This window comes from Streptomyces griseochromogenes, from assembly GCF_001542625.1.
Classification (GTDB): Bacteria; Actinomycetota; Actinomycetes; order Streptomycetales; family Streptomycetaceae; genus Streptomyces; species Streptomyces griseochromogenes.
This window is the reverse complement of the sequence record NZ_CP016279.1, coordinates 3,050,340-3,072,087: the sequence shown is the minus strand read 5'-3', so window position 1 is coordinate 3,072,087 and position 21,748 is coordinate 3,050,340. Positions and strand designations below refer to the sequence as shown.

25 protein-coding genes are annotated in these 21,748 nt (G+C 71.4%); 14 read left to right on the top strand and 11 right to left on the bottom strand.

Features of this window, described 5'->3' with window-relative positions:
- Positions 1–203: 203 nt before the first annotated feature.
- A complete protein-coding gene (locus AVL59_RS13065; RefSeq protein WP_067303120.1) occupies positions 204–830 on the bottom strand; it encodes a winged helix-turn-helix transcriptional regulator in 627 nt (208 codons plus the stop codon).
- A gap of 82 nt (positions 831–912) precedes the next feature.
- On the opposite strand from AVL59_RS13065, the gene AVL59_RS13060 reads away from it, so the two are divergent.
- On the top strand, positions 913–2,121 hold the full coding sequence (locus tag AVL59_RS13060; RefSeq protein ID WP_067303117.1) for a pyridoxal phosphate-dependent aminotransferase: 1,209 nt from the start codon (positions 913–915) through the stop codon (positions 2,119–2,121).
- 57 nt (positions 2,122–2,178) lie between these two features.
- On the opposite strand, the gene AVL59_RS13055 is transcribed toward AVL59_RS13060, so the two are convergent.
- Positions 2,179–2,652 carry an HIT family protein gene (locus tag AVL59_RS13055; protein WP_067303114.1) on the bottom strand — a complete coding sequence of 158 codons (474 nt, stop codon included), beginning with the start codon at positions 2,650–2,652 and terminating at the stop codon, positions 2,179–2,181.
- 86 nt (positions 2,653–2,738) lie between these two features.
- Here AVL59_RS13055 and AVL59_RS13050 point away from each other — a divergent pair, with 86 nt between their 5' ends.
- The 6 genes from AVL59_RS13050 (at position 2,739) to AVL59_RS13025 (ending at position 8,436) form a co-directional block, all read left to right on the top strand.
- Positions 2,739–3,899: a serine hydrolase domain-containing protein gene (locus AVL59_RS13050; RefSeq protein WP_067303111.1), complete on the top strand. Its 1,161-nt coding sequence runs from the start codon at positions 2,739–2,741 to the stop codon at positions 3,897–3,899.
- Between the two features lie 265 nt (positions 3,900–4,164).
- A complete protein-coding gene (locus AVL59_RS13045) occupies positions 4,165–5,952 on the top strand; it encodes a trypsin-like serine peptidase (protein WP_237281497.1) in 1,788 nt (595 codons plus the stop codon).
- 32 nt (positions 5,953–5,984) lie between these two features.
- On the top strand, positions 5,985–6,518 hold the full coding sequence (locus tag AVL59_RS13040; RefSeq protein WP_067303108.1) for a DUF4232 domain-containing protein: 534 nt from the start codon (positions 5,985–5,987) through the stop codon (positions 6,516–6,518).
- 105 nt (positions 6,519–6,623) lie between these two features.
- A complete protein-coding gene (locus AVL59_RS13035; RefSeq protein ID WP_067303105.1) occupies positions 6,624–7,223 on the top strand; it encodes a histidine phosphatase family protein in 600 nt (199 codons plus the stop codon).
- Positions 7,224–7,333: 110 nt separating this feature from the next.
- A complete protein-coding gene (locus AVL59_RS13030) occupies positions 7,334–7,960 on the top strand; it encodes a hypothetical protein (protein WP_067303102.1) in 627 nt (208 codons plus the stop codon).
- A 53-nt stretch (positions 7,961–8,013) separates the two neighbouring features.
- Positions 8,014–8,436, top strand: a complete 423-nt coding sequence (locus tag AVL59_RS13025; protein WP_067303099.1) for an acyl-CoA thioesterase — start codon at positions 8,014–8,016, stop codon at positions 8,434–8,436.
- A 12-nt stretch (positions 8,437–8,448) separates the two neighbouring features.
- On the opposite strand, the gene AVL59_RS13020 is transcribed toward AVL59_RS13025, so the two are convergent.
- Positions 8,449–8,850 (bottom strand): winged helix-turn-helix transcriptional regulator, encoded by a 402-nt coding sequence (locus tag AVL59_RS13020; protein WP_208870365.1) that lies wholly within the window; start codon positions 8,848–8,850, stop codon positions 8,449–8,451.
- 359 nt (positions 8,851–9,209) lie between these two features.
- On the opposite strand from AVL59_RS13020, the gene AVL59_RS13015 reads away from it, so the two are divergent.
- Both AVL59_RS13015 and AVL59_RS13010 read left to right on the top strand, forming a co-directional pair.
- Positions 9,210–9,818 carry a TetR/AcrR family transcriptional regulator gene (locus AVL59_RS13015; RefSeq protein ID WP_067317213.1) on the top strand — a complete coding sequence of 203 codons (609 nt, stop codon included), beginning with the start codon at positions 9,210–9,212 and terminating at the stop codon, positions 9,816–9,818.
- Positions 9,819–9,972: 154 nt separating this feature from the next.
- Positions 9,973–10,347, top strand: coding sequence for a carboxylesterase family protein (locus AVL59_RS13010; RefSeq protein WP_237281496.1), 375 nt, complete (start codon positions 9,973–9,975; stop codon positions 10,345–10,347).
- 7 nt (positions 10,348–10,354) lie between these two features.
- On the opposite strand, the gene AVL59_RS13005 is transcribed toward AVL59_RS13010, so the two are convergent.
- The 8 genes from AVL59_RS13005 to AVL59_RS12970 all read right to left on the bottom strand — a co-directional run bounded on the left by AVL59_RS13005 (position 10,355) and on the right by AVL59_RS12970 (position 16,784).
- Complete coding sequence (locus tag AVL59_RS13005; RefSeq protein ID WP_067303093.1) at positions 10,355–10,978, bottom strand: TMEM175 family protein; 624 nt, start codon at positions 10,976–10,978, stop codon at positions 10,355–10,357.
- A 68-nt stretch (positions 10,979–11,046) separates the two neighbouring features.
- On the bottom strand, positions 11,047–12,372 hold the full coding sequence (locus AVL59_RS13000) for a nucleobase:cation symporter-2 family protein (RefSeq protein ID WP_067317211.1): 1,326 nt from the start codon (positions 12,370–12,372) through the stop codon (positions 11,047–11,049).
- 315 nt (positions 12,373–12,687) lie between these two features.
- The gene (locus AVL59_RS12995; protein ID WP_067303089.1) at positions 12,688–14,067 is read right to left on the bottom strand and encodes an 8-oxoguanine deaminase; all 1,380 of its coding nucleotides are present in this window, start codon (positions 14,065–14,067) and stop codon (positions 12,688–12,690) included.
- 127 nt (positions 14,068–14,194) lie between these two features.
- Positions 14,195–15,118 (bottom strand): factor-independent urate hydroxylase, encoded by a 924-nt coding sequence (gene pucL, locus AVL59_RS12990; RefSeq protein ID WP_067303087.1) that lies wholly within the window; start codon positions 15,116–15,118, stop codon positions 14,195–14,197.
- 4 nt (positions 15,119–15,122) lie between these two features.
- Entirely contained in the window at positions 15,123–15,527 is a 405-nt protein-coding gene (uraH, locus tag AVL59_RS12985) for a hydroxyisourate hydrolase (protein WP_067303083.1), read from the bottom strand.
- 4 nt (positions 15,528–15,531) lie between these two features.
- Positions 15,532–16,044, bottom strand: a complete 513-nt coding sequence (gene uraD / locus AVL59_RS12980) for a 2-oxo-4-hydroxy-4-carboxy-5-ureidoimidazoline decarboxylase (RefSeq protein ID WP_067303080.1) — start codon at positions 16,042–16,044, stop codon at positions 15,532–15,534.
- A 117-nt stretch (positions 16,045–16,161) separates the two neighbouring features.
- Positions 16,162–16,530, bottom strand: coding sequence for a helix-turn-helix domain-containing protein (locus tag AVL59_RS12975; RefSeq protein ID WP_067303077.1), 369 nt, complete (start codon positions 16,528–16,530; stop codon positions 16,162–16,164).
- Entirely contained in the window at positions 16,527–16,784 is a 258-nt protein-coding gene (locus AVL59_RS12970) for a YkoF family thiamine-binding protein (RefSeq protein ID WP_067303074.1), read from the bottom strand. The genes AVL59_RS12975 and AVL59_RS12970 overlap by 4 nt, the downstream gene beginning before the upstream one ends.
- A 235-nt stretch (positions 16,785–17,019) precedes the next feature.
- Between AVL59_RS12970 and AVL59_RS12965 the strand changes: the two genes are divergently transcribed.
- The 5 genes from AVL59_RS12965 to AVL59_RS12945 all read left to right on the top strand — a co-directional run bounded on the left by AVL59_RS12965 (position 17,020) and on the right by AVL59_RS12945 (position 21,748).
- On the top strand, positions 17,020–18,102 hold the full coding sequence (locus AVL59_RS12965) for a lytic transglycosylase domain-containing protein (RefSeq protein WP_308281794.1): 1,083 nt from the start codon (positions 17,020–17,022) through the stop codon (positions 18,100–18,102).
- Positions 18,103–18,155: 53 nt separating this feature from the next.
- Positions 18,156–19,124: an RNA polymerase sigma factor gene (locus AVL59_RS12960; RefSeq protein ID WP_067303067.1), complete on the top strand. Its 969-nt coding sequence runs from the start codon at positions 18,156–18,158 to the stop codon at positions 19,122–19,124.
- Between the two features lie 108 nt (positions 19,125–19,232).
- Entirely contained in the window at positions 19,233–20,162 is a 930-nt protein-coding gene (locus AVL59_RS12955) for an ABC transporter ATP-binding protein (RefSeq protein WP_067303064.1), read from the top strand.
- On the top strand, positions 20,159–20,929 hold the full coding sequence (locus AVL59_RS12950; RefSeq protein ID WP_067303061.1) for an MlaE family ABC transporter permease: 771 nt from the start codon (positions 20,159–20,161) through the stop codon (positions 20,927–20,929). The genes AVL59_RS12955 and AVL59_RS12950 overlap by 4 nt, the downstream gene beginning before the upstream one ends.
- Before the next feature lie 3 nt (positions 20,930–20,932).
- On the top strand, positions 20,933–21,748 hold the full coding sequence (locus AVL59_RS12945) for an MlaE family ABC transporter permease (RefSeq protein ID WP_067303059.1): 816 nt from the start codon (positions 20,933–20,935) through the stop codon (positions 21,746–21,748).

The following is a 21,748-nucleotide window of genomic DNA, read 5'->3' as shown; positions in this document are numbered from 1 at the left end:
CGACCTGCCACCCGGCACACCGGCGCCCCGGCCGAGTTCCCGACTGCCCGCCTCTCGCCCCCCGGCCGCCCCACCCCACCCGGCCACCTGACACATCAGCACCCCGGGCAACCACCCGCACGCCGCACGTCCCGCAACACCTTCCCCAGCCCCCACCCGACCCGGTCGCCCGGCACACCGCCAACCCGGGCCACAGCCCGGCTTCACGCCTCCCGCAGTGCCTTCGCCAGTGTGCCGTCGCCGGTCACCGTCACCCGTCCGTCCCGTACCGCGTCCGGCAGGTCCACCTCGCCCCGGGCGATGGCCTCGCAGGCCGCCGCGTCCATCACCAGGCGCGCGTCGGCTTCGCCGGGGGCGGGTCCGTCGCCATAGACCGGGCCCTCCTGCGCCCCGACCCGCAGATGGAACTCGCCTTCCTCAAGGCGGACTTCGACCAGCCCCTCCCCCTCCAGGGCCCGCAGCAGCGGCAGCGCGAACCAGTGGGCGCGCACCGCGTCGGTGGGCCGCCGCTCGCCCAGCTCCGCCTCGCCCCATGCCCCCAGCGCCTGGAGCACCGGCAGCAGCGCCCGCCCCCGCGCCGTGAGTTCGTACACGTAGGCCGCACCGGGCGGAGGCAGCCGCCGCCGGGTGGCCAGTCCGTCCCGTTCCATGTCCTTCAGCCGTGAGGCGAGGACGTCCGTGCTCACCCCGGGCAGGTCCGCGTGCAGGTCCGTGTAGCGGCGGGGGCCGGCGAGCAGTTCCCGGACGATCAGCAGGGTCCAGCGGTCCCCGACGAGGTCCAGGGCACGGGCCGCGGAGCAGTACTGGTCGTAGCTTCGGCGAGGTGGCATGCGACGCAGTCTAGACGGGTTGTTGGACTTTCCAAGCTCTCGCTTGGTAAAACCAAGCAACACGAGTTTCCGGAGGGACGCGATGGAGTTCCGGCAGTCGAACAAGCTCAGCGAGGTCTGTTACGAGATCCGCGGCCCGGTGATCGAGCACGCCAACGCACTGGAGGAGGCGGGCCACAGCGTGCTGCGCCTGAACACGGGCAATCCCGCGCTGTTCGGCTTCGAGGCACCGGAGGAGATCCTCCAGGACATGATCCGGATGCTTCCGCAGGCGCACGGCTACACGGACTCGCGCGGCATCCTCTCCGCCCGCCGCGCGGTCGCCCAGCGCTATGAGGCCCTCGGCCTGGAGGTGGACGTCGACGACGTGTTCCTCGGCAACGGCGTCTCGGAGCTGGTCTCGATGGCCGTCCAGGCGCTGGTCGAGGACGGCGACGAGATCCTGATCCCGGCGCCGGACTTCCCGCTCTGGACGGCGGTGACCACCCTGGCCGGAGGCAAGGCCGTCCACTACGTGTGCGACGAGCAGGCCGAGTGGAACCCGGACCTCGCCGACATGGCGTCGAAGATCACCGACCGCACCAAGGCCGTGGTCATCATCAACCCCAACAACCCGACGGGCGCGGTGTACCCGAAGGAGGTCGTGGAGGGCATCCTCGACCTGGCCCGCCGGCACGGCCTGATGGTCTTCGCCGACGAGATCTACGACCAGATCCTGTACGACGACGCCGTCCACCACTCGGCCGCCTCCCTCGCCCCCGACCTGGTGGTCCTCACCTTCTGCGGGCTGTCGAAGACGTACCGGGTGGCGGGCTTCCGCTCCGGCTGGCTGGTCGTCACCGGCCCGAAGCAGCACGCCAAGGACTACCTGGAGGGCCTGACCATGCTGGCCTCCATGCGACTGTGCGCCAACGCGCCGGCCCAGTACGCCATCCAGGCCGCGCTCGGCGGCCGCCAGTCCATCCGCGAACTCGCCGCTCCCGGCGGGCGGTTGTACGAGCAGCGGAACGTGGCCTGGGAGAAGCTCAACGAGATCCCGGGCGTGTCCTGCGTGCGGCCCAAGGGCGCGCTGTACGCCTTCCCACGGCTGGATCCCAAGGTCCACAAGATCCATGACGACGAGAAGTTCGTGCTGGACCTCCTGCTGCGGGAGAAGATCCAGGTCGTCCAGGGCACGGGCTTCAACTGGCCGGCCCCCGACCACTTCCGCATCCTCACCCTGCCGCACGCACAGGACCTGGAGGCGGCGATCGGGCGGATCGGGCGGTTCCTGAGCGGGTACCGGCAGTGACCGCAGCCCCCGGGCCCGGGCGGGGCCGCCGGCCGCACGGCCGGCGGCCCTGAGGCCTCACCGCGCGAGCAGGTCCAGTTCCTCGCCGATCGCCGCGCGCAGGGCGTCATGGCGCGGACCGAGCGCATGTCCGTCGTCGCTCCACGTCTCCCGGGGGTACAGCCACACCGGGAGACGCACGAGATCCTCCGGCTCCCACTCGTAGCGCGGCCACACATGGGCGTGCAGAAACGCGTCCGTGTTGCCGAGGATCTCCAGGTTCACCCGCCTGAAGGCCGGATCCAGCCGCCCGCAGGCGCGCTCGACGGCCTCGCCGAGCCGGTCCATGCCGTCCAGGAAGCTTCTGCGCCTGTCCTTCGGCAGGTCCGACAGCCGTCCCACGGCGGGGTCGTCCGCCAGCAGCACCGAGTACCCGGGCAGGAACTGGACGTCCCCGATCACCGCGAACCCCGCGTCCAGACGCCGCAGCACCGTGGGGTTCTCGCCCCGCAGCGCACTGCCGATGCGGTCCTCTCGCCAGTTCCGAATCATGACCGGTGACCGTACGGGAATGCCCTGGGCCGCCCCGCTGTTGGGGCGTCGTATCCACGGTGATCATCGAACAGAGGGCTTGGGACATGGCGTTCGACGTGCACGGCACGGTGGCCGAGGGGTTCGAGGGCGTACGGGAGGAGTTCGCGGCGCATCTCGCCGGGGAGCGGGACGATCCGGGGGCGCAGCTGGTGGTCTACCGGCACGGCCGGCGCGTGCTGGATCTGTGGGACGGCGACGGCATCGACGGAGCGTCGCTGACGAGCCTGTACTCCATAGCCAAGGGTGCCGCGCACCTGGTCGTCGCGCTGCTCGTACAGGACGGGCTGCTGGATCTCGACCGTGAAGTGGCCGCCTACTGGCCGGAGTTCGCGGCCGAGGGCAAGGACCGGCTGACGCTGCGGGAGCTGCTCGAGCACCGGGCCGGACTGGTCGGGGATCCCGAAGGCGGCTTCCGAGTCGAGGAGCTGGCGGACGACCGGCTGATCGCGGCCCGGCTGGCCGGACGCAAGCCGCTGTGGGAGCCGGGTTCCGCCTACGGCTATCACGCCTTCGTCATCGGCGCCCTCACCGGTGAGGTGGTGCGCCGGGTCACCGGCAAGTCGATCCAGGAGCTGTACGAGGAGCGGATCCGGGCGCCGTACGGGCTGGACTACCACCTCGGCCTGCCGGCGGAGCTGGAGCCGCGCTGGGTGGAGGTCCAGCCGCTGCTGCCCACCGCGGAGGAGGCCGCGCTGCTGGCACAGCGGGCGGCGTCCGCGGACAGCATCCGGGGCATCGCCTTCGGCCTGAACGCGCCGGAGCCGATCGACCTGGTGGCCTTCGGGAACCACCCCCGGGTCAAGGCCCTCGGCCCGGCGTCCTCCGGCGGGGTGGGCAACGCGCGCGGGGTCGCCGGTCTGTACGCGGCCGCGATCAGCACGGTGGACGGCAGGCCGCCACTGCTCACCCCCGAGACCGCCGCCCTGTTCGGCGGGCTCCGCACGCCGGGCGGCCCCGACCTGGTCACCGGCAGCACGGACCACTTCGCCGTCGGCTTCGAGTACCTCGCCGGCCGCTACCCGCTCCTCGGCGACGACGCCATCGGACACAGCGGCGCGACCGGCTCGCTCGGCTTCGCCGACCCGGCGAGCGGGGTGGCCTACGGGTACACACGGCGGCGCTTCTCCTTCCCGTCGGGGCATGGCGCGGCCCTGGAGAACGGCCGTCTGATCGGGTCCGTCCTGCGGGCGGCGGCCGGCCACTGACGTCCGGCACCCGGCTCCGGCCTCGGGTCCCGCAATGGATTTGACCCGTAGTCGTACACGCATGCGAAGATCGCCTGGGTCCGCCGTCATCCGGCGGCGGACGCGGCCAGGGGGTTCCACCACAGTTCGCGGCACGGTCGTCCGCGTGCGCGCGCCCGACCCGGCGTCGCGCCGACGGTCGCTGGTCCACCTGGTCCGGCCTTCGTGACACGTGGGGGGAACGTACTTGTCGTCCTACCGAAGTGGCCGGACGGTCGTCACCGTCATGTCCACGGCGATACTCGGCCTCGCGGCTCCGGCCGCGGGAGCGGCGTCGCCCGCGCCGCCGATGGCGGACGCGGGGAAGACGGACGCGGGGAAGGAAGCCCGGGAAGCCGCCCGTTTCTGGACCGCGGAGCGCATGGCGAACGCCCGCCCGCTGGACGAGATCCGCTCGGCGCAGTCCGCGCCCGGAAGGCCGGCCGCTGCCGCGGCGGCGGCCCGGCCGACGGGCAAGCAGTACGGCGGGACCCGTCTCGTCGGAACCTTCTTCGGCTCGGGTGGACCGCGCGGCACCGCCTGGCACTGCACGGGCAGCGTGATCGCCACCACGTCGAAGAACATCGTGCTCACCGCGGCCCACTGCGGGCTGAACATGACGGGCGACTTCATCTTCGTCCCGAAGTTCGTCAAGGGAGCGGGCCCCGACCAGCAGCCGTACGGCATCTTCCACATCCAGCACATCTTCACCGACCCCCGCTACGTCCCCGACCGGGGCTCCTCGACCACCAAGAAGCCCTGGTCCGACCTGGACACCGCGTTCGCCCGGGTCTCGGCGAACCAGCACGGCAAGAAGCTCCAGGACGCCGTGGGAGGCGGGCTGACCTTCACCCGGCCGTCCGGCTACAAGCACGACGTCACGGTGGTCGGGTACCCGTCGCACGCCCACAACAGCGCCGGGCGCGCCATCAAGTGCACCGTGCCGACCAAGCAACTGCCCGGGTACCGGCAGATGTCCATGACCTGCGGTGGCTACTACGGCGGTGTGTCCGGCAGCCCGTGGATCACCGACTACAAGGACGGCGCCACCAGCGGCCACGTCATCGGCAACCTCGGCGGCTACAACGGCGGCGGCAACGACGCGAACGTCGACTACATCAGCTACGCCCCGGCGTTCGGGGCCGACGCCGCCAACCTCCTCTCCTGGGCCGTCGCGAACCAGGAGCCGCCGTCCGACCTGCCGCCGTACAAAGGGATCGAGGCCAAGCTCCCGGGCGGAGCGGGGCGGTGGCGGCAGGCCAGGCTGATGGCCTCCGGCGACTACACGGGCGATCGCCGCAGCGACCTGATCGTGGTCCGGTCCAACGGCGAGACCACGCTGTATCCCGGTGACGGCAAGGGCGGGTTCCGGCCCGAGAAGCGGCTGCGGCCTGCCAACGCCACCTGGACGCACGCCCGGGCGGTCACGGGCGGGGACTTCGCCGGCGGCGATCGGTCCGACCTGCTGGTGCGCTGGTCCGACGGTGAGGTCACCCTCTACCCGGACGTCAGTGCCTCGGGCCTGGGCCGGGAGGTCCGGATGGCGAAGCCCGGCTCCGTGTGGAAGAGCGCCGTCCAGATCTCGGCCGGGCGGTTCCACGGCGGCACGCGCTCCACCGACCTGCTGGTCCGGTGGGTCGACGGTGAACTGACCCTCTACACCGGCGTCGGCGCCGGCACCTTCGGCACCGAGAAGCGCCTGCTCGCGCCGAACGCCACCTGGAAGAAGGCCACGCTGCTCACCAGCGGGACCTTCAGTGGCAGCGCCACCGGGGATGTCCTCGTACGCTGGGCGGACGGCGCACTCGACGTCTATGCGGGCACCTCGGCCGCGGGACTGGGCGCCAGGTCGCGCCTGCGCGGCCCGAACGCCCTGTGGAAGAACGACCTGGTCATGACGGCGGGCGACTACACCGCCAACCGCGCGGGTGACGACCTGATCGTCCGCTGGTCCGACGGGGAGACGACCCTGTACGCCGACACCGGCCGCAGGGCCCTCGGCAAAGAGAGCACGCTGGTCTACCCGGGCACGTGACCGCCCACCCACCCATAGGTTCAGGGGGAACGATGCGAGCGACGACTCGTCTGACCGGCGGCCTGGCCGTCGTGACGGCCGCGCTGGCCCTGACGGCCTGCGGCACCACCACCGAGGCGGACGCCGCGAAACTGAGCGACTGCCGGACCGGTTCGCTGAAGTGGACGCTGGTCCTGCTCGGCGAGGAGAAGGGCGGCAGCCGGCCCGACGCACGGCTGACGGCCGTCAACGAGGGCCCGGACGCCTGTGTGTTCAACGGCTACCCGGGCATCGAGATCCACAACGGGAAGGCGGAGAGCGTCGACGGCGCCGGACACGGACACCCCGCGTCCTTCCCACTGGACACGAAGGCGACGGTCGCCGTCGACCTGCGCTACACGCCCCCGGGCACCAAGGGCGCGGACGGCTGGTGCGTACGGCAGAGCGAGGCATTGGTCCGGGCGCCGCACGACTCCCACCCTATCGTCGTCCCGGTCCTGGACCGGCACCGCAAGCCCGCCGTGATCGACGCCTGCGGCGAGACCCTGTCCCTGGCGCCGCCGCACCGGGAGCCGGCGGGGAACTGAGCGCGGCGTCCCGTCTGGCCCAGTCCGCCCTGCGCGCCCCGGCCGCTGTGTGACACGGTGCCTGAAGGCGAGCGTGCTTCGAAGACGAGCGGGAAGGGCGCTGACGTGGGTGACCTCTTTCTCGTCCGGCACGGTGAGACCGAGTGGTCGCGGTCCGGACGGCACACCGGCTGGACCGACGTGCCCCTGACCGAGCACGGGCGTCAGGAGGCGCGCCGGCTGGTCCCGCTGATCCGCTCGCACCGGATCGCGGCCGCCTTCGTCAGCCCCCTGCGACGGGCCCGGGAGACCGCCGAACTCATCGGCATCCATGACGCCCAGGTCGACGCCGACCTGCGGGAATGGGACTACGGCGGGTACGAGGGCGTGACCACGGCGGACATCCGGCGGAGCAGGCCCGGCTGGTTCCTGTTCACGGACGGGGTCGCACCGGGCCCGCCCGAGCATCCCGGGGAGACTGCCGAGCAGGTCGGGCAGCGGGCCGACCGGGTGCTGGGCAGGGTGGACGCCGCCCTCGCCGGCACCGATGACGGCGTCGTCCTGATCGCCCACGGCCACTTCCTGCGCGTGCTGACCGCCCGCCGACTCGGTCTGCCGCCGCGGCAGGGGGCTCTCTTCCAGCTGGCGACGGGCACGCTGTGCAGCCTGGGCACCGAGCACGAGCGGCCGGTGGTGACGGCGTGGAACCTGCGGCCCCCTGACTGACCCATCAGGCGGATCCGGGCCCCGGCCTGTTGTCAGACCCCGGTCGTAGGCTTCGAACGAGCCGCCCGCCCGGCGGTTCCAGGGCGCCGACGCACCGGAGGGAGCACGCCGTGACCCGACCGCCGACCGCCGCGCAGCGGCGGGTGATCGATGCCGCCGACCCGGTCACCGGGCGGCTGCGCGGAACCGAGGCGCAGCTGGTCGCGCTGGTGAAGCGGGGCTTCGCCTTCCGTCATCCGCGGCCGCCGCACGATCACTTCCTCACCCCCGCGGGGCACCGGATACGGGAGGCGCCGCCCGAGGTCCCGGCGGAGCCGGTGCCGTCCGCCGGGGTCTTCGCGGCGCGCGCCGGCGGCGAGGAGCCGGAGCGGATACCCGTGTCGGGTCCGGCCCGGCTGCGTGAGGTGCGCAGCGCCTGGCAGGGGTTGCTGGAGCTGCGCCGGATGACCAACCCCGGCGGGGCCACCGACCGGCCGTGCGGCTGGGAGCGCACGCATCTGGTGCGCGCCGCCGCACTCGCCCTGGAGGCCGCCGGGCACCGGCCGGCGGGCCCGGACGGCAACGGTTACCGGGTGCGGTCGACCCCGCAGCCGGAGGCGGTCGCCGTGCACGGCCCGGACGAGGAGACCCTGCGGGCGTGCGCGGACACGCTGGAGCGGGCGGGCTGGCAGGCCGGCGCGTACACCGAGCCGCGCACCCGCGTGCGCTATCTGCTGGCCTCCCCGCGCCGGGTGTGAGCGGCGTGCCAAGATCGGTGGTCCGGAGATCCGTACACGAGAAGGGGGCAGCAGTGGCCGAACCGTTTTCCGTCCGTGTGACCGTCCGCGGCTACGAGACCGATGTGCAGGGTCATCTCAATCAGGCGGTATACCTCAACTACGCCGAGCACGCCCGCTGGTCGCTGCTCCAGGCCGCCGGGGCGAGCCAGGCCCAGCTCGTCGGCCGGGGGGTCGGCCCGGTGACGCTGGAGACGACGATCCGCTACCGGCGCGAGCTGCTCGCCGGTGACGAGGTCGACGTCACCTGCGTGTTCGAGTGGGGCAGCGGCAAGACGTTCCGGATCCTCCAGGAGATACGCAAGACCGACGGCACGGTGGCCGCCGAGATCAACGCGGTGTGCGGCCTGCTGAACCTGACGGAGCGGAAACTGCTCGCCGACCCCGGCAAGGTGTTCGGGGAACTGGCCGAGGATCCCGGCCATTTCGGGTTCTAGCCGCCCCCGGGCCTATGCGTCGAGCAACTCGGGCCGGTGCTCGGCGTCGTAGGCCGCCCGCGCCCCTGCGATGTACTCCCGGTTGCTCTCGGCCCAGTCCGTCAGCCGCCGCAGCGTTTCGTGCAACTCATGGGCGACGGCGGTGAGTTCGTACTCCACCTTGGGCGGCACCGTCGGGTGCACGGTGCGTGTGACCAGGCCGTCGCGTTCCAGATTGCGCAGGGTCAGCGTGAGCATGCGGCGGCTGATGCCCTCGATGCCGCGCTCCAACTCCGTGAAGCGCAGGGGTCCCCGGGCGGCCGCGACAAGGATCTGCACGCTCCATTTCCCGGCCACCCTGTCGAGAACCTCCCGGACGGGGCAGGCGTGCGCGTTCACTGCCCGGACGCTCACGCCGGTGTTCCTGCGGGACATCGGACTGCCTCCTTGCGCCGGCCTCCACGGTCACCTCGATGAACTCCGTCACACGTCGTGCACCTGGGCGCACATGAAGAACGGGGAGCCATGCCTGCCGCGATCGAGAACAGCCCGTCACCGGCGACGGTGGCACCGTCACGAACATACCCCCGCCGGGCGTCCCTCGCCGCGCTGTGCGCGGGCACACCGGTGACGGTCCTGGACGCCGGCATCGATCTTCCTGGTCAACCCGCTGATCAGGGTGGCCGCGCGGCGGGGCGAGGAGCTGATCCCGGCGTGCGGCCCGGCGGTGCCGCGGCCGGGGGCCGCACTTTTCGTTGAACCGATCGGTTCATGTGGTGGATATGATGGATGTCATGGACGACAGCCTGGAGAGGTCGGAGGCTGTGCGCGCCAGGCAGGAGCCGCGCAGGAGCGAGCTGCTCGACGCCGCGACGGCCTATGTGATGGAGCAGGGGCTGGACGGTCTGTCCATCCGCCCGCTGGCGGCCGCCCTGGGGATCGGCCACCGTACGCTGCTGTACTACTTCGGCAGCAAGGAAGAACTCATCGCGGAGATCTTCATGGCTTTCCGCGCACACGACCGCCGGGTGCTCGACGTGAACTCCGCGGTGCTGGCCTCCGCCGGGCCGGACCAGGCGATCGAGGCGGTCTGGGAGGCCATGTCGGCCCCGGAGCAGACGGGCTACTGGCGCTTCTTCTTCGAGGCGTACGGCTATGCGGTGCGCGAGCCGGAGCGCTATCGGGCGTTCCTCGACGGGATCGTCCTGGACTGGCTCGCGCTGATCGGCGACCATCTCGTCGCGGCCGGCATCGTCGACCCCGAGCGCTCCTTCGCCCTGGCCACCCTCACGCTCGCCGCCTTCCGCGGGCTGCTCCTCGACCTGGTGGCCACCGGCGACCGCGACCGCACGTCGGCGGCCGCCCGCGCGCTGGCGGCGGCACTGGCCGCGCCGCGTCCATGAGCGGACCGGCGCACGCCGTTCCCGCCACGAGGACGGCCGGCGCGGGTCAGCCGCCCAAGGCGTGCACCATGTTCACGACGGCGGTCATCTGCGGTGCGCTCCTGACGGCGAAGTCGGAGCCGGTGTAGCCGAACCAGTCCCAGCAGCCCTGCGGGTGTGGTTCTACCGCGTCCCCGCGCTGCGCATGGCCGAAGCCCAGGCGCGCCACGGCGCTCGCGCCTTCGTCTACGAGTTCGCCTGGCCTTCCCCCGCCCACGACGGCGCACTGGGCGCGTGCCATGCGCTCGACGTCCCCTTCGTCTTCGACAACCTGGCCGACCCCGCCTTCGCGCCCCTGCTCGGCGACGCCCCGCCCCAGGCGATCGCGGACGGCATGCACGCCGCCTGGGTCTCCTTCGCCACCACCGGCGATCCCGGCTGGCCCGCCTACCGCGCGCCGCACCGGCCCGTCCGCCGCTTCGCGCCCGCCCCGGCCACCGTTCCTGACCCGCGCGGCGCGCTCCGCACCCTGTGGGACGACCTGCGCTGACCCGGCCTCAGGCGGTGGCCGGCTCCTGCCGGGTCGGCACGGGTACCTGATTGAAGCCGTAGTACAGGGCCAGCAGGCCGTGTGCGGCCAGGGTCAGGGGCGCGGAGACGAAGGCCAGGCCGACGGTCACGGGATAGCCCAGGGAACCGAGGGCGAAGCGGACCCGGGTCGCCCTGGCGGCGGGGACGTCGACGCGGGAGTCGAAGAGGTGGCCGGTGCGGGTGAGGTGCCACCACAGGGCTTGGAAGGTGAACGCCATCACGACCATGACCAGGCTGTAGACGGCGGCGGCGACATGCGAGGTGCGGTCCTCGCGCAGGTACTCGGCGAGCATCGCGGTCGGCCAGGGCACCGCGGCGACCACCATCAGCACCAGCAGGTTCAGGAACATCAGCGTGCGGTCGACCCGGGCGACGTAGCTGAACACCTGGTGGTGGTTGACCCACATGATGCCGATGACCAGGAAGCTCACCACATAGGCGGCGTACGAGGGCCACTGCTCGCCGAGCGCCCGCCACAGATCGCCGTGTTCACCGACCTTCGGGACCTTGATCTCCAGGATGAGCAGGGTGATGGCGATGGCGAAGACACCGTCGCTGAAGGCCTCGACACGGCTGGACTCGTTCGGCATGACACACAGGGTGCACCATCGGGCCCGCGGGGTACGGCGATCGCCGTACCCCGCGGGCGAACAGCCGCTCAGTGCGCGGGCGCCAGCTCCTCGCCCGCCTCCATCGGGTGGGTCACGTCCTGGGCGTCCCGGTCCCTGCCGAGGTGGTTGAAGACCAGGTTCAGCAGCACGGCCGCGAGACAGCCGGTGGAGATGCCGGAGTCCAGGACGATCCGCGCCGTCTGCGGGAAGGCGTGGTAGAAGTGCGGCGCGGTGATCGGGATGATGCCGACGGCCAGGGACACCGCCACGATCAGGACGTTGTTGTCCTTGTCGAGGCCCGCCCGCACCAGGGTCTGGATGCCGCTGGCCGCCACCGAGCCGAACAGGACCACACCCGCGCCGCCCAGCACCGGACGGGGTACGACGGCGATCAGCGAGGCGGCCGTCGGACACAGGCCCATCAGGACCAGGAAGCCGCCGCCGACGGCGACGACGTAGCGGCTGCGGATGCGGGTCATGGCGACCAGTCCGATGTTCTGGGCGAAGGCGCTGCACATGAAGCCGTTGAACAGGGGGCTGAGGGCCGAGCCGAGGGTGTCGGCGCGCAGACCCGCGGCGATCGTCCTCTCGTCGGACGGTCGGTCCACGATCTCGCCGAGCGCCAGCATGTCGGCGGTCGACTCGGTCATCGAGACCACCATCACCACGCACAGGGACAGGATCGCGGCGAGGTGGAACTGCGGGGCACCGAAGTGGAACGGCGTCGGGAAGCCGATCACGTCCGCGTCGGCGACCGGGGCGAAGTCAGTCGCGCCGAACGGGATCGCGAGCAGGGTGCCGAGGACCAGGCCGAGCAGCACCGCGATCTGCTTGACGAAGCCGCGGGTGAAGCGGCGCAGCAGCAGGACGATCAGCAGGGTCGCGGCGGCCAGGCCCAGATTGGTGCCGGAACCGTAGTCGTGCGCGGCCGGGTCGGGGCCCTGGGCCCAGCCGAAGGCGACCGGGAGCAGGGACACACCGATGAGGGTGATCACGGAGCCGGTGACGACCGGCGGGAAGAAGCGGACGGCCTTGCTGAAGAAGGGGGCGGCTATGAAGCCGAGGAGGCCGGCGACGATGACCGCGCCGTAGATGACCGGCAGGGCGTCGGACTTGTGGTGCGCGGAGGCGACGATCGCGGTCATGGGGGCGACGCCGGCGAAGGTGACGCCGTTGACGAAGGGAAGCCGGGCGCCGATCTTCCAGAAGCCAAGGGTCTGCAGAAAGGTGGCGAGGCCCGCGGTGAACAGGCAGGCGCCGGTGAGGAAGGTGAGCTCGCTGCCGCTGAGGCCGACGGCTGCGCCGACGATCAGGGGCGGGGCGACGACTCCCGCGTACATGGCGGCCACGTGCTGCAGACCGGTGGTCGCCATCTTGAGGAAGGGGAGCTTCTCGTCGACTGGGTGGGGTTCGCCGACCGAGCGGAGCTCGTCGGCCGGGTGGGTCTCGTCGACAGGGTGGGCGGACACGGGCGGCTCCTCCGGTCGGTTAAACACGTCGGCTCTGACGTGGGTTTCAGGGAGGTGGTGCGCGGTCGTGCGGGACCGGAGGCCCTCGGGGGCCTGGGGACGGAGACCGTTCCGGGGCGCGCGCATGGACGCGCGCCCCGGAGACGGCCGCCATGGACCCCGCTCGGGTCCACGGCCGCCGACCGGGAGCCGTCCCTCCCGGCCGGAGTCGAGTGTGGCTCAGGCCTTGGCGGAGATCCGCGCCAGGCGCTGGGCCTCGTCCCGCGTGGAGCGGGCGATGGCGTCCTCGTCGACGGTCAGCAGGCGGCCGTTCTCGACGATCTGACGTCCGTTGACGAAGGAGGCGGTGACCGGGGCCGCGGCGCCGAAGACCAGCGCGGTCACCGGGTCGGCGATGGAGGCGTGGGCGAGGGTGTCCAGCTTCCACAGCACCAGGTCGGCCAGCTTGCCGGCCTCCAGCGAGCCGGTCTCGGCCGCCCGGCCGAGCACCTGGGCGCCGCCGTGGGTACCGAGGCGCAGCGCCTGCCGGGCGTTCAGCGCCGCTTCGCGGTGGGCGCCGAGGCGGTTGATCAGCAGGGCGTTGCGCAGTTCGGTGTGGAGTTCACCGGACTCGTTGGAGGCGGTGCCGTCGACGCCGAGGCCGACCGGGACGCCCGCCTTCAGCATGTCGGGGACGCGGGCGATACCGGCCGCGAGGCGCGCGTTGGAGGAGGGACAGTGCGCGACGCCGGTCCTGGTGCGGGCGAAGGCGGCGATGTCGGAGTCGTTCATGTGGACGCAGTGCGCCATCCACACGTCCTCGCCGAGCCAGCCGGTGGACTCGAAGTAGTCGGTGGGGCCCATGCCGAACAGCTCGTGGCAGAACTTCTCCTCCTCCACGGTCTCCGAACCGTGGGTGTGCAGCCGTACGCCGAGGCGGCGCGCGAGCTCGGCGCCCTCCCGCATGAGTTCGGTGGAGACGGAGAAGGGAGAGCAGGGGGCGACGGCGACCTGGGTCATCGCGTCGAAGGAGGCGTCGTGGTGCTCCTTGACGGTGGCCTCGGTCCCGGCGAGCGCGCCTTCGAGGGTCTCGACGGCGAAGTCCGGGGGCAGACCGCCGTCCTTCTCGCTGCGGTCCATGGAGCCGCGGGCCAGGGTGAAGCGGACACCCATCTCGCGGGCGGCGCGGATGACCGCGCCGGACAGGTCGCCGGAGCCGTGCGGGTAGACGTAGTGGTGGTCCATGGCGGTGGTGACGCCGCCGCGGGCCATCATCGCGAGCGAGCCCTGGGCCGCCGCGTACACCATCGGCTCGTCGATACGCGCCCACGTGGGGTAGAGCGCGACCAGCCAGTTGAAGAGGTTGTGATCCGTGGCCAGGCCCCGGGTGATCCACTGGTAGAAGTGGTGGTGGGTGTTGATCAGGCCGGGGGTCACGAGATGCCCGGTGGCGTCGATACGGCGTACGACGTTCTCCAGGCCCTCGGGGGCCTTGCCCGCGCCGACCGCCTCGATGCGGTTGTCGGCGATGACCAGGTACCCGGAGGCGTACTCGGTGTCTGCGGCGTCGACGGTCGCGATCGAACAGCTCTCGATGACGATGCGCTGGGCTGCTGCCATGATTCGTCCTTTTCGCTCAGTGGACTGAAGAGGGAGGGCACGGCAGGACCCTAGGGAGTTTGAGTGCCGTGGCCGGGGACGCCGGAGGGTGCGTCACCCCGGCCACGGGTGCCGAGAGTGGGGGAGCTCAGAGGTTGGTGAGGTCCACCGGGATCTTCGGCTCACAGCCGTCCCGGAGGATGGTCGCCTCGATCAGGCCGTAGGGCCGGTCGGCGGCGTAGTAGACCTCGTTGTCGTTCTTGAGCCCGAACGGCTCCAGGTCGACCAGGAAGTGGTGCTTGTTCGGCAGCGAGAAGCGGACCTCGTCGATCTCGCTGCGGTTGTTGATGATGCGCGACCCCATCTGGTACAGGGTCTGCTGGAGCGAGAGGGAGTACGTCTCCGCGAAGGCCTGGAGCATGTGCTTCCTGGTCTGCTCGTAGGACTTCTCCCAGTTGGGCATCCTCTGCTCGTCGTCGGTCCAGTTGAACCGCCACCGGGCGGAGACCTGCGTGGCCAGGATGCGGTCGTAGGCCTCCTGGAGGGTCGTGTACTTGTCCTTGACGTAACCCCAGAATTCGGAGTTGGTCGAGTTCATCACGACCAGGTCCTTCAGGCCGGAGACGACCTCCCACTTCTCACCGTCGTAGGTGATCTGGGTGAGGCGGGTCTCCTGGCCCTTGCGGACGAAGGAGTGCTTGACCTCGTCCGCGCCGATGAACTTGGAGTTGGCGTCCGAGGTCGCGATCCGCTCCCAGGCGTACTCCTCGATGCGGATCCGCGCGGTCTGGATCGGCTCCTGCGAGGTGACGAAGTGGCGGGCGAGGTGGATGCCGAACTGCTCGGCGGACTCGATGCCGTGCTCCTTGGCGAACGCGTACACCGTGTTCTTGGTGGTGTCGGTCGGCAGGACGTTGGCGTTGGAGCCGGAGTAGTGGACCTCGTCCATGTCGCCGCTCAGCGCCACGGATACGTTGAGGTCCTTGATGTGGTGGGTGGCGCCGTCCCGCGTGATCTTTACGACTCGGTTCTCGGCCTTGCCGTACTGGTTCTGTCCCAGAATGGTGGGCATTTAGCTAGCTCCCTCGGTAAACGGAGTAGCCGAACGGGTTGAGCAGCAGCGGTACGTGGTAATGCTCCCCGGGCTTCACGGCGAAGGTGATCGCCACCTCGGGGAAGAACACGGCACCGCTGTCCCGATTCGCGGGGGCGTCCTGCTGCGCATCGGCTTGCTTCTTCGCACTTTTTGCTTCGAAATACCGCTCGACTTCGAAGTCGAGCCGTACGTGTGTGGTCCCCTCCGGCAGTGCCGGCAGGTCCTTGCACCGGCCGTCGGCGTCGGTCGCGGAGCCGCCGAGCGCCTGCCAGTCCGCATCCCGTCCCGAACGGGCCGAGAGCTGGACGGCGACGCCTTCGGCGGGGCGGCCGATCGAGGTGTCCAGAATGTGTGTGGACACGGAGGCGGTGGTGCTGGTGCTCATGGTCTCAGGCGTCCTCTTCGACGAGTCGGGCCAGTCGGATGCGGTTGATCTTGCCCAGCTCGGTGCGGACGATCTCCCGCTCCCGCTCCGGCGCGTTGCCGATCCGCTCCTTGAGCGCGTCCCGCATCTGCTCGCCGGTCCGGCCGGTGGCGCAGATGAGGAAGACGTGCCCGAACCTGTCCTGGTAGGCAAGGTTGAGTTCGAGCATCTCCGCCTTGAGCTCCTCGGCGGCGCCGGCCATGCCGGCCTGCTCCCGCGCGGAGGTCGGGTCGCCGGGCTTGGGGCGGCCGATCGGCGGGTGGCCGGCCATCGCCTCCTCCAGGTCCGCGGTGCCGAGTTCGGCCATGGCGGCGTCGCTGGCGGTGTAGAGGTCGTCGGCGGTGGCGTAGGGGCGGGCGGCCAGCAGCCGCCGGCCCCACTCGGCGGAGGCGCACGCCTCGTGGAGGGCGGCGAGGGCCGCGTGCTCCTCCAGGACGTTGAACCGGGCCAGGCCCGGGGGCGTGGAAGTCGTAGTCACGGGAGCCTCCGTGGCCGGAAACGGCCTTCGTGCTGAACGGGCTGCCTGTAGCTAACGCCCTCCGAAACACCACGTCAACACTTTGTTGAAAATTCGGGGATGCATCCCCGCGCGCCCTCAGCCCTCTTTCTCACGGTTGAGGTAGTTGTAGACCGTGAAGCGGCTCACCCCGAGCGCGCTCGCCACAGTCTCCACGCCATGCCGCACGGCGAAGGCGCCCCGTGCCTCCAGTATCCGTACGACCTCCTGCTTGGCCTTGCGGTCCAGGTCTGCCAGCGGCCTGCCCTGCCTGCGCTCCATGGCGGCCAGGATGTGGTCCAGCGAGTCGGCGAGCTGAGGCAGGCGTACGGCGACCACGTCGACGCCCTCCCAGGCGAGCACGACGTCCTCGGTGCCGGCCTCGTCCGGCGGGAGCATCTCCCCGCCCATGGCGTCGACCAGCGGCTTCACGGCCGCGATGAAGCGCTCGTCCCCGGTGCCGGTCACTTCTCGTTCTCCCCCGCGCCGACGACGTTGACCTGGAGGGAGATCCGGGTGGCGCCGGCCTCCAGGCTTCTGCGCAGCAGGGCGTCCACGGCACCGAGCACGGCGTCGGCGGCGCCTTCCGCCGTGTTGCCGAACGGGCCGACGTCCACCGCGTCGAGTGCGGCCGCCTCGATGACCTCGCGGGCGACCAGCGCGTGCGCGGGTGCCTCGTCGAGATCGAAGGGCTCCGTCGTGAACTCCACTTTCAGTCGCACTGTGCCCCCAAGGCATCCGCTCCGGACCCGCGCGTGCCGCCGGGTCCACGACCGGGCCGGACCGCCCGGGCCGCTTGGGGAGACCTTAACGGAACCGCGTTTCGTCCCTCGCTCCCGCGAGCGCTCCCGGAGGGCACCCCGCCGCAGGCTCCCGGATTCCCCGCCCTCGTGCGACGGACCTGCCGCGCGCCCGCGTAGAGCAGGGGACGGAAGCTGCCAAGGGAGGGACCGCAAGGTGACAGCGCGTACACGCAAGGGGGCACTGAGGGGTGCGAAGGGTACGGCGATCGCGGCGGCGGCGATGGCCGCGCTGACCGCGTCGCAGGCGCCGGGGGCGGTCTCGGCCGAGGCCTCGGAACCGGCGCGGAAGGGGGCAGCGGCCGAGCACGGCCCCAGCGTCTCCGGCGACACCCCCTACCGCACCGGTCTTCCCCCGCTGCGGACACAGAAGAGGAGCTCGGCACAGGGAGTGACGGGCGGCGGCGCCCTGCCCGCGAGCGTGTTCGCCGCGTACCGGCGGGCCGAGGAGGAGCTGGCACGCACCGCGCCCGGCTGCCGGCTGCGCTGGCAGCTGCTGGCCGCGATCGGCCAGGTGGAGTCCGGGCAGGCACGGGGCGGCCGGGTGACCCCGGACGGTACGACCGTGACGCGCATCCTCGGTCCCCGGCTGACCGGCGGCGCCTTCGCCGTCGTGGCGGACACCGACGGCGGCGCGTACGACGGGGACGCGGTGTTCGACCGCGCGCTCGGCCCCATGCAGTTCATCCCGTCCACCTGGGCCCACTGGGGCACGGACGGCAACGGCGACGGGCGGGCGGACCCGGACAACGTCTACGACGCGGCGCTCGCCGCCGGCCGCTACCTGTGCGCGGGCGGCCGAGACCTGTCGGACCCGGCCGGCCTCGACCGGGCGATCCTCGGCTACAACCGCTCGGACGCCTATCTGCGCACGGTCAAGGCCTGGTACGCGTACTACCTGACCGGACACCGCGTGGTGCCGGACGCCCCCGCCGGGTCCCGGGACCGGCCGAAGCCGTCCCGTCCCAAGGCCCCGAAGCCCTCGCCGAAGCCGTCTCAGGACCGGAGGCCGGGTCCTGAGGCTTCGCGCACGCCGTCGGCGCCACCCGCCTCGTCCTCTCCCGCCCCGTCCCGTACGGCCGGCGCCCCGAAGGAGTCCGAGACGCCGCAGGTCCCCGTACCCCGGCCGACCCTCACGCTGCCCGGCGGCGGCGTGCTGCCCGACGCGGGGCCGCTGACCGGCAACGGCTGGAACACGATGAGCGTCTCCCCCTCCACAACCGCGGATACTCGGCGGTAATGTCGCCACCCGCCGGGAGCACAGGACCGGCGGGTGAGTGCGAAGGGGCCCTCATGGCGACGGACATGCCTGCGGACACGGAAGCCGCCCACGAGCGCTGGCAGCGCATGTGGAGCCACCGCGAGCAGTTGCTCAAGGTGGCCCGGCGGCGCTCGATGAGCCCGGAGGACGCCGAGGACGCCGTGCACGAGGCGATGCTGCGGGCCGCGGAGCGCCCGGACCTCGATGACGAGCGGCTCGGCGCCTGGCTGACGACGGTGACGATGCGGCTGTGCGTCGACCGGTACCGGCAGGTCAACCGCGAGGCCGAGGTGGGCAGCCGCCCCACCCTCGTCGCGCCGGGTCCGGTGCCCGTCGAGGAGGCGGTGTGCGACCGGGCCGAGGCGAAGTGGCTCGCCGTGCGCAGCGGGGAGCTGCCCGCCCGGCAGGCGGAGGCACTACGGCTGAAGTCCGAGGACCTGGACGTGAGCCAGGTCGCGGTGCGGATGGGGCTCAGCTACCGGACCGTCGAGTCGCTGCTCGCCCGGGCCCGGCGGACGCTGCGCGCCTCGCTGGCCGGAACGCTCGGGCTCGTCCTGTCCCTGCTCGGGCGCGGGCGGCTGCGCGGCGGCGGGAAAGCCCACATGGTGGCGATGACCTCGACGGCGGCGACCCTGGCGGTGGCGGGATTCGTGCTTCCGTACGCGCTCGACGGGGGCGGCGGCGCGGCTGCACCGGCTCCGCGGCCGGCCGTGTCCGGCGGGGCGCAGGTGCTCCGGAGCGACAGCACCGAACAGGCTCGCACTCCCAGGACACACAGGCCCTCCATGGTCCCGGCTCGGGCGGCGGCCCGGCCCTCTGCCGGCGAATCCGTCGTACCGCTGTCCGTGCCGCCCCTGCCGGAGGTCTCCTCACCGCCGCTCCCGGAGCTGCCGACGCACTCCGCGGTGCCGTCGGTGCCGTCGCTCCCCGCCGCGCCGCCGCTCCCGTCCGTCTCCCTGCCCGTACCCACCCCGAGCGTGCCTTCCGCGAAGCTGCCGTAGCACGCCGTAAACGCGTCCGAAAAAAATCCGCGATCGCCGCGACGGACGCCCCGCCCCTCCCCGTAGAGCAGATGTCGGAGCTGCTCCACGGGCGAAGGGTGGGACCGGATGGGTGTCGAGATCTGTGTGGAAGGGCTGACCAAGTCCTTCGGCCACCAGGTCATCTGGCAGGACGTCTCACTGACGCTGCCCGCCGGCGAGGTGTCGGTGATGCTCGGCCCCTCGGGGACGGGCAAGTCGGTGTTCCTCAAGACGCTCGTCGGGCTGCTGAAGCCGGAGCGCGGCTCGGTGAAGGTGGCGGGCCGGGACATCACCCGCCTGCGCGAGCGCGACCTGTACGAGGTGCGGAAGCTGTTCGGCGTGCTGTTCCAGGACGGCGCCCTGTTCGGCTCGATGAACCTGTACGACAACATCGCCTTCCCGCTGCGCGAGCACACCCGTAGGTCCGAGAGCGAGATCCGGCGCATCGTGCTGGAGAAGATGGAGATGGTCGGGCTGATCGGCGCCGAGGAGAAGCTGCCCGGCGAGATCTCCGGCGGTATGCGCAAGCGGGCCGGGCTCGCCCGCGCCCTGGTCCTCGACCCGGAGATCATCCTGTTCGACGAGCCGGACTCGGGCCTGGACCCGGTGCGCGTGGCCTACCTCAACCAGCTCATCGTCGACCTCAACGCACAGATCGACGCGACCTTCCTGATCGTCACCCACGACATCGCCTCCGCTCGCCAGGTGCCCGACAACATCGGGCTGCTGTTCCGGCGCGAGCTGGTGATGTTCGGGCCCCGCGAGGAGCTGCTGACCAGTGACGAACCCGTCGTACGGCAGTTCCTGAACGGCCGGATGCAGGGGCCGATCGGCATGGCGGAGGAGAAGGACGCGGCCCAGGTCGAGCAGGAGCTGGCCCAGATCGACGCAGGCGGCCCGGTCGACGCCCTGACTCCCCGTCTGCTGCCCGGTCCCGGCATCACCCGCCCACCCCGCTGGGAGGCGATCGCGAGACAGGAGGCCCAGCTGCACGGGAAGGCGGTGAGCAGCACATGAGCCTCTCCCCGACGGGTGCGCTCCGGCACTCGGGCAACCTGTTCGCGATGGCGCTGGACGTCGCCCGGACCCTGCCCCGACGGCCCTTCCAGGCACGGGAGTTCATCCAGCAGGCGTGGTTCGTCGCGAGCGTCACGATCCTGCCGACCGCTCTGGTCTCGATCCCCTTCGGGGCGGTCATCGCGCTGCAGATCGGCAGCCTGACCCGGCAGCTCGGCGCGCAGTCCTTCTCCGGTGCCGCATCCGTGCTCGCCGTCCTGCGCGAGGCCTCGCCGATCGTCACCGCGCTGCTGATCGCGGGCGCGGGCGGCACGGCGATCTGCGCGGACCTCGGGGCACGGAAGATCCGCGACGAGATCGACGCGATGCAGGTGCTCGGCATCGACCCGGTCCACCGGCTCGTCGTACCGCGCGTGCTGGCGTCGATGGTCGTGGCCGTGCTGCTCAACGGCCTCGTCTCGGTGGTCGGCGTCGCGGGCGGCTATTTCTTCAACGTCGTCCTCCAACACGGCACACCCGGCGCCTACCTGGCGTCCTTCACCACGCTCGCCCAGCTCTCCGACCTGTGGGCGGCCGAGATCAAGGCGCTGGTGTTCGGGGCCATCGCGGCGATCGTCGCCTCGTACAAGGGGCTCACCGCGAAGGGCGGTCCGAAGGGCGTGGGCGATGCCGTCAACCAGTCCGTGGTGATCACCTTCATGTTGCTGTTCGTGACCAACTTCGTGATGACCGCGGTGTATTTCCAGGTCGTCCCGCAGAAGGGGTAAACCATGCGCCTTCTCGACCGCCCCTTGCGCTCCCTGGAGGAGCTGGGCACCCAACTGTCCTTCTACGGCCGCTCGTCGGCATGGACCGGTCGCACCCTGCGCCGCTACAAGAAGGAGATCCTGCGGCTGCTCGCCGAGGTCAGCTTCGGCCGGGGCGCGCTCGCGGTCGTCGGCGGCACGGTCGGCGTGATCGCCTTCCTGTCCTTCTTCACCGGCACCGAGGTCGGCCTCCAGGGCTACGCGGCCCTCAACCAGCTCGGCACCTCCAACTTCGTGGCGTTCCTGTCGGCGTACTTCAACACCCGGGAGATCGCTCCGCTGGTGGCCGGACTCGCCCTGTCCGCGACGGTCGGCGCCGGGTTCACGGCGCAGCTCGGTGCGATGCGGATCAGCGAGGAGACGGACGCACTGGAGGTGATGGGCGTCCCGTCGCTGCCGTTCCTGGTGACGACCCGGATGATCGCCGGCTTCGTCGCGGTGATCCCGCTGTACGTGATCGGGCTGCTGTCCTCGTACTTCGCCGCCCGCACCATCACGACCGGCTACTACGGGCAGTCGACGGGCACGTACGACCACTACTTCCAGCAGTATCTGCCGCCGGTGGACGTGCTGTGGTCCTTCGGCAAGGTGATCGTCTTCGCCGTGCTGATCATCCTGGTGCACTGCTACTACGGCTACTACGCGAACGGCGGCCCGGCGGGGGTCGGCGTCGCGGTGGGCCGGGCGGTGCGGACGTCCATCGTCGCCATCAACGTCCTGGACTTCTTCCTGAGCCTCGCGATCTGGGGCGCCGACACGACCGTACGGATCGCGGGGTGA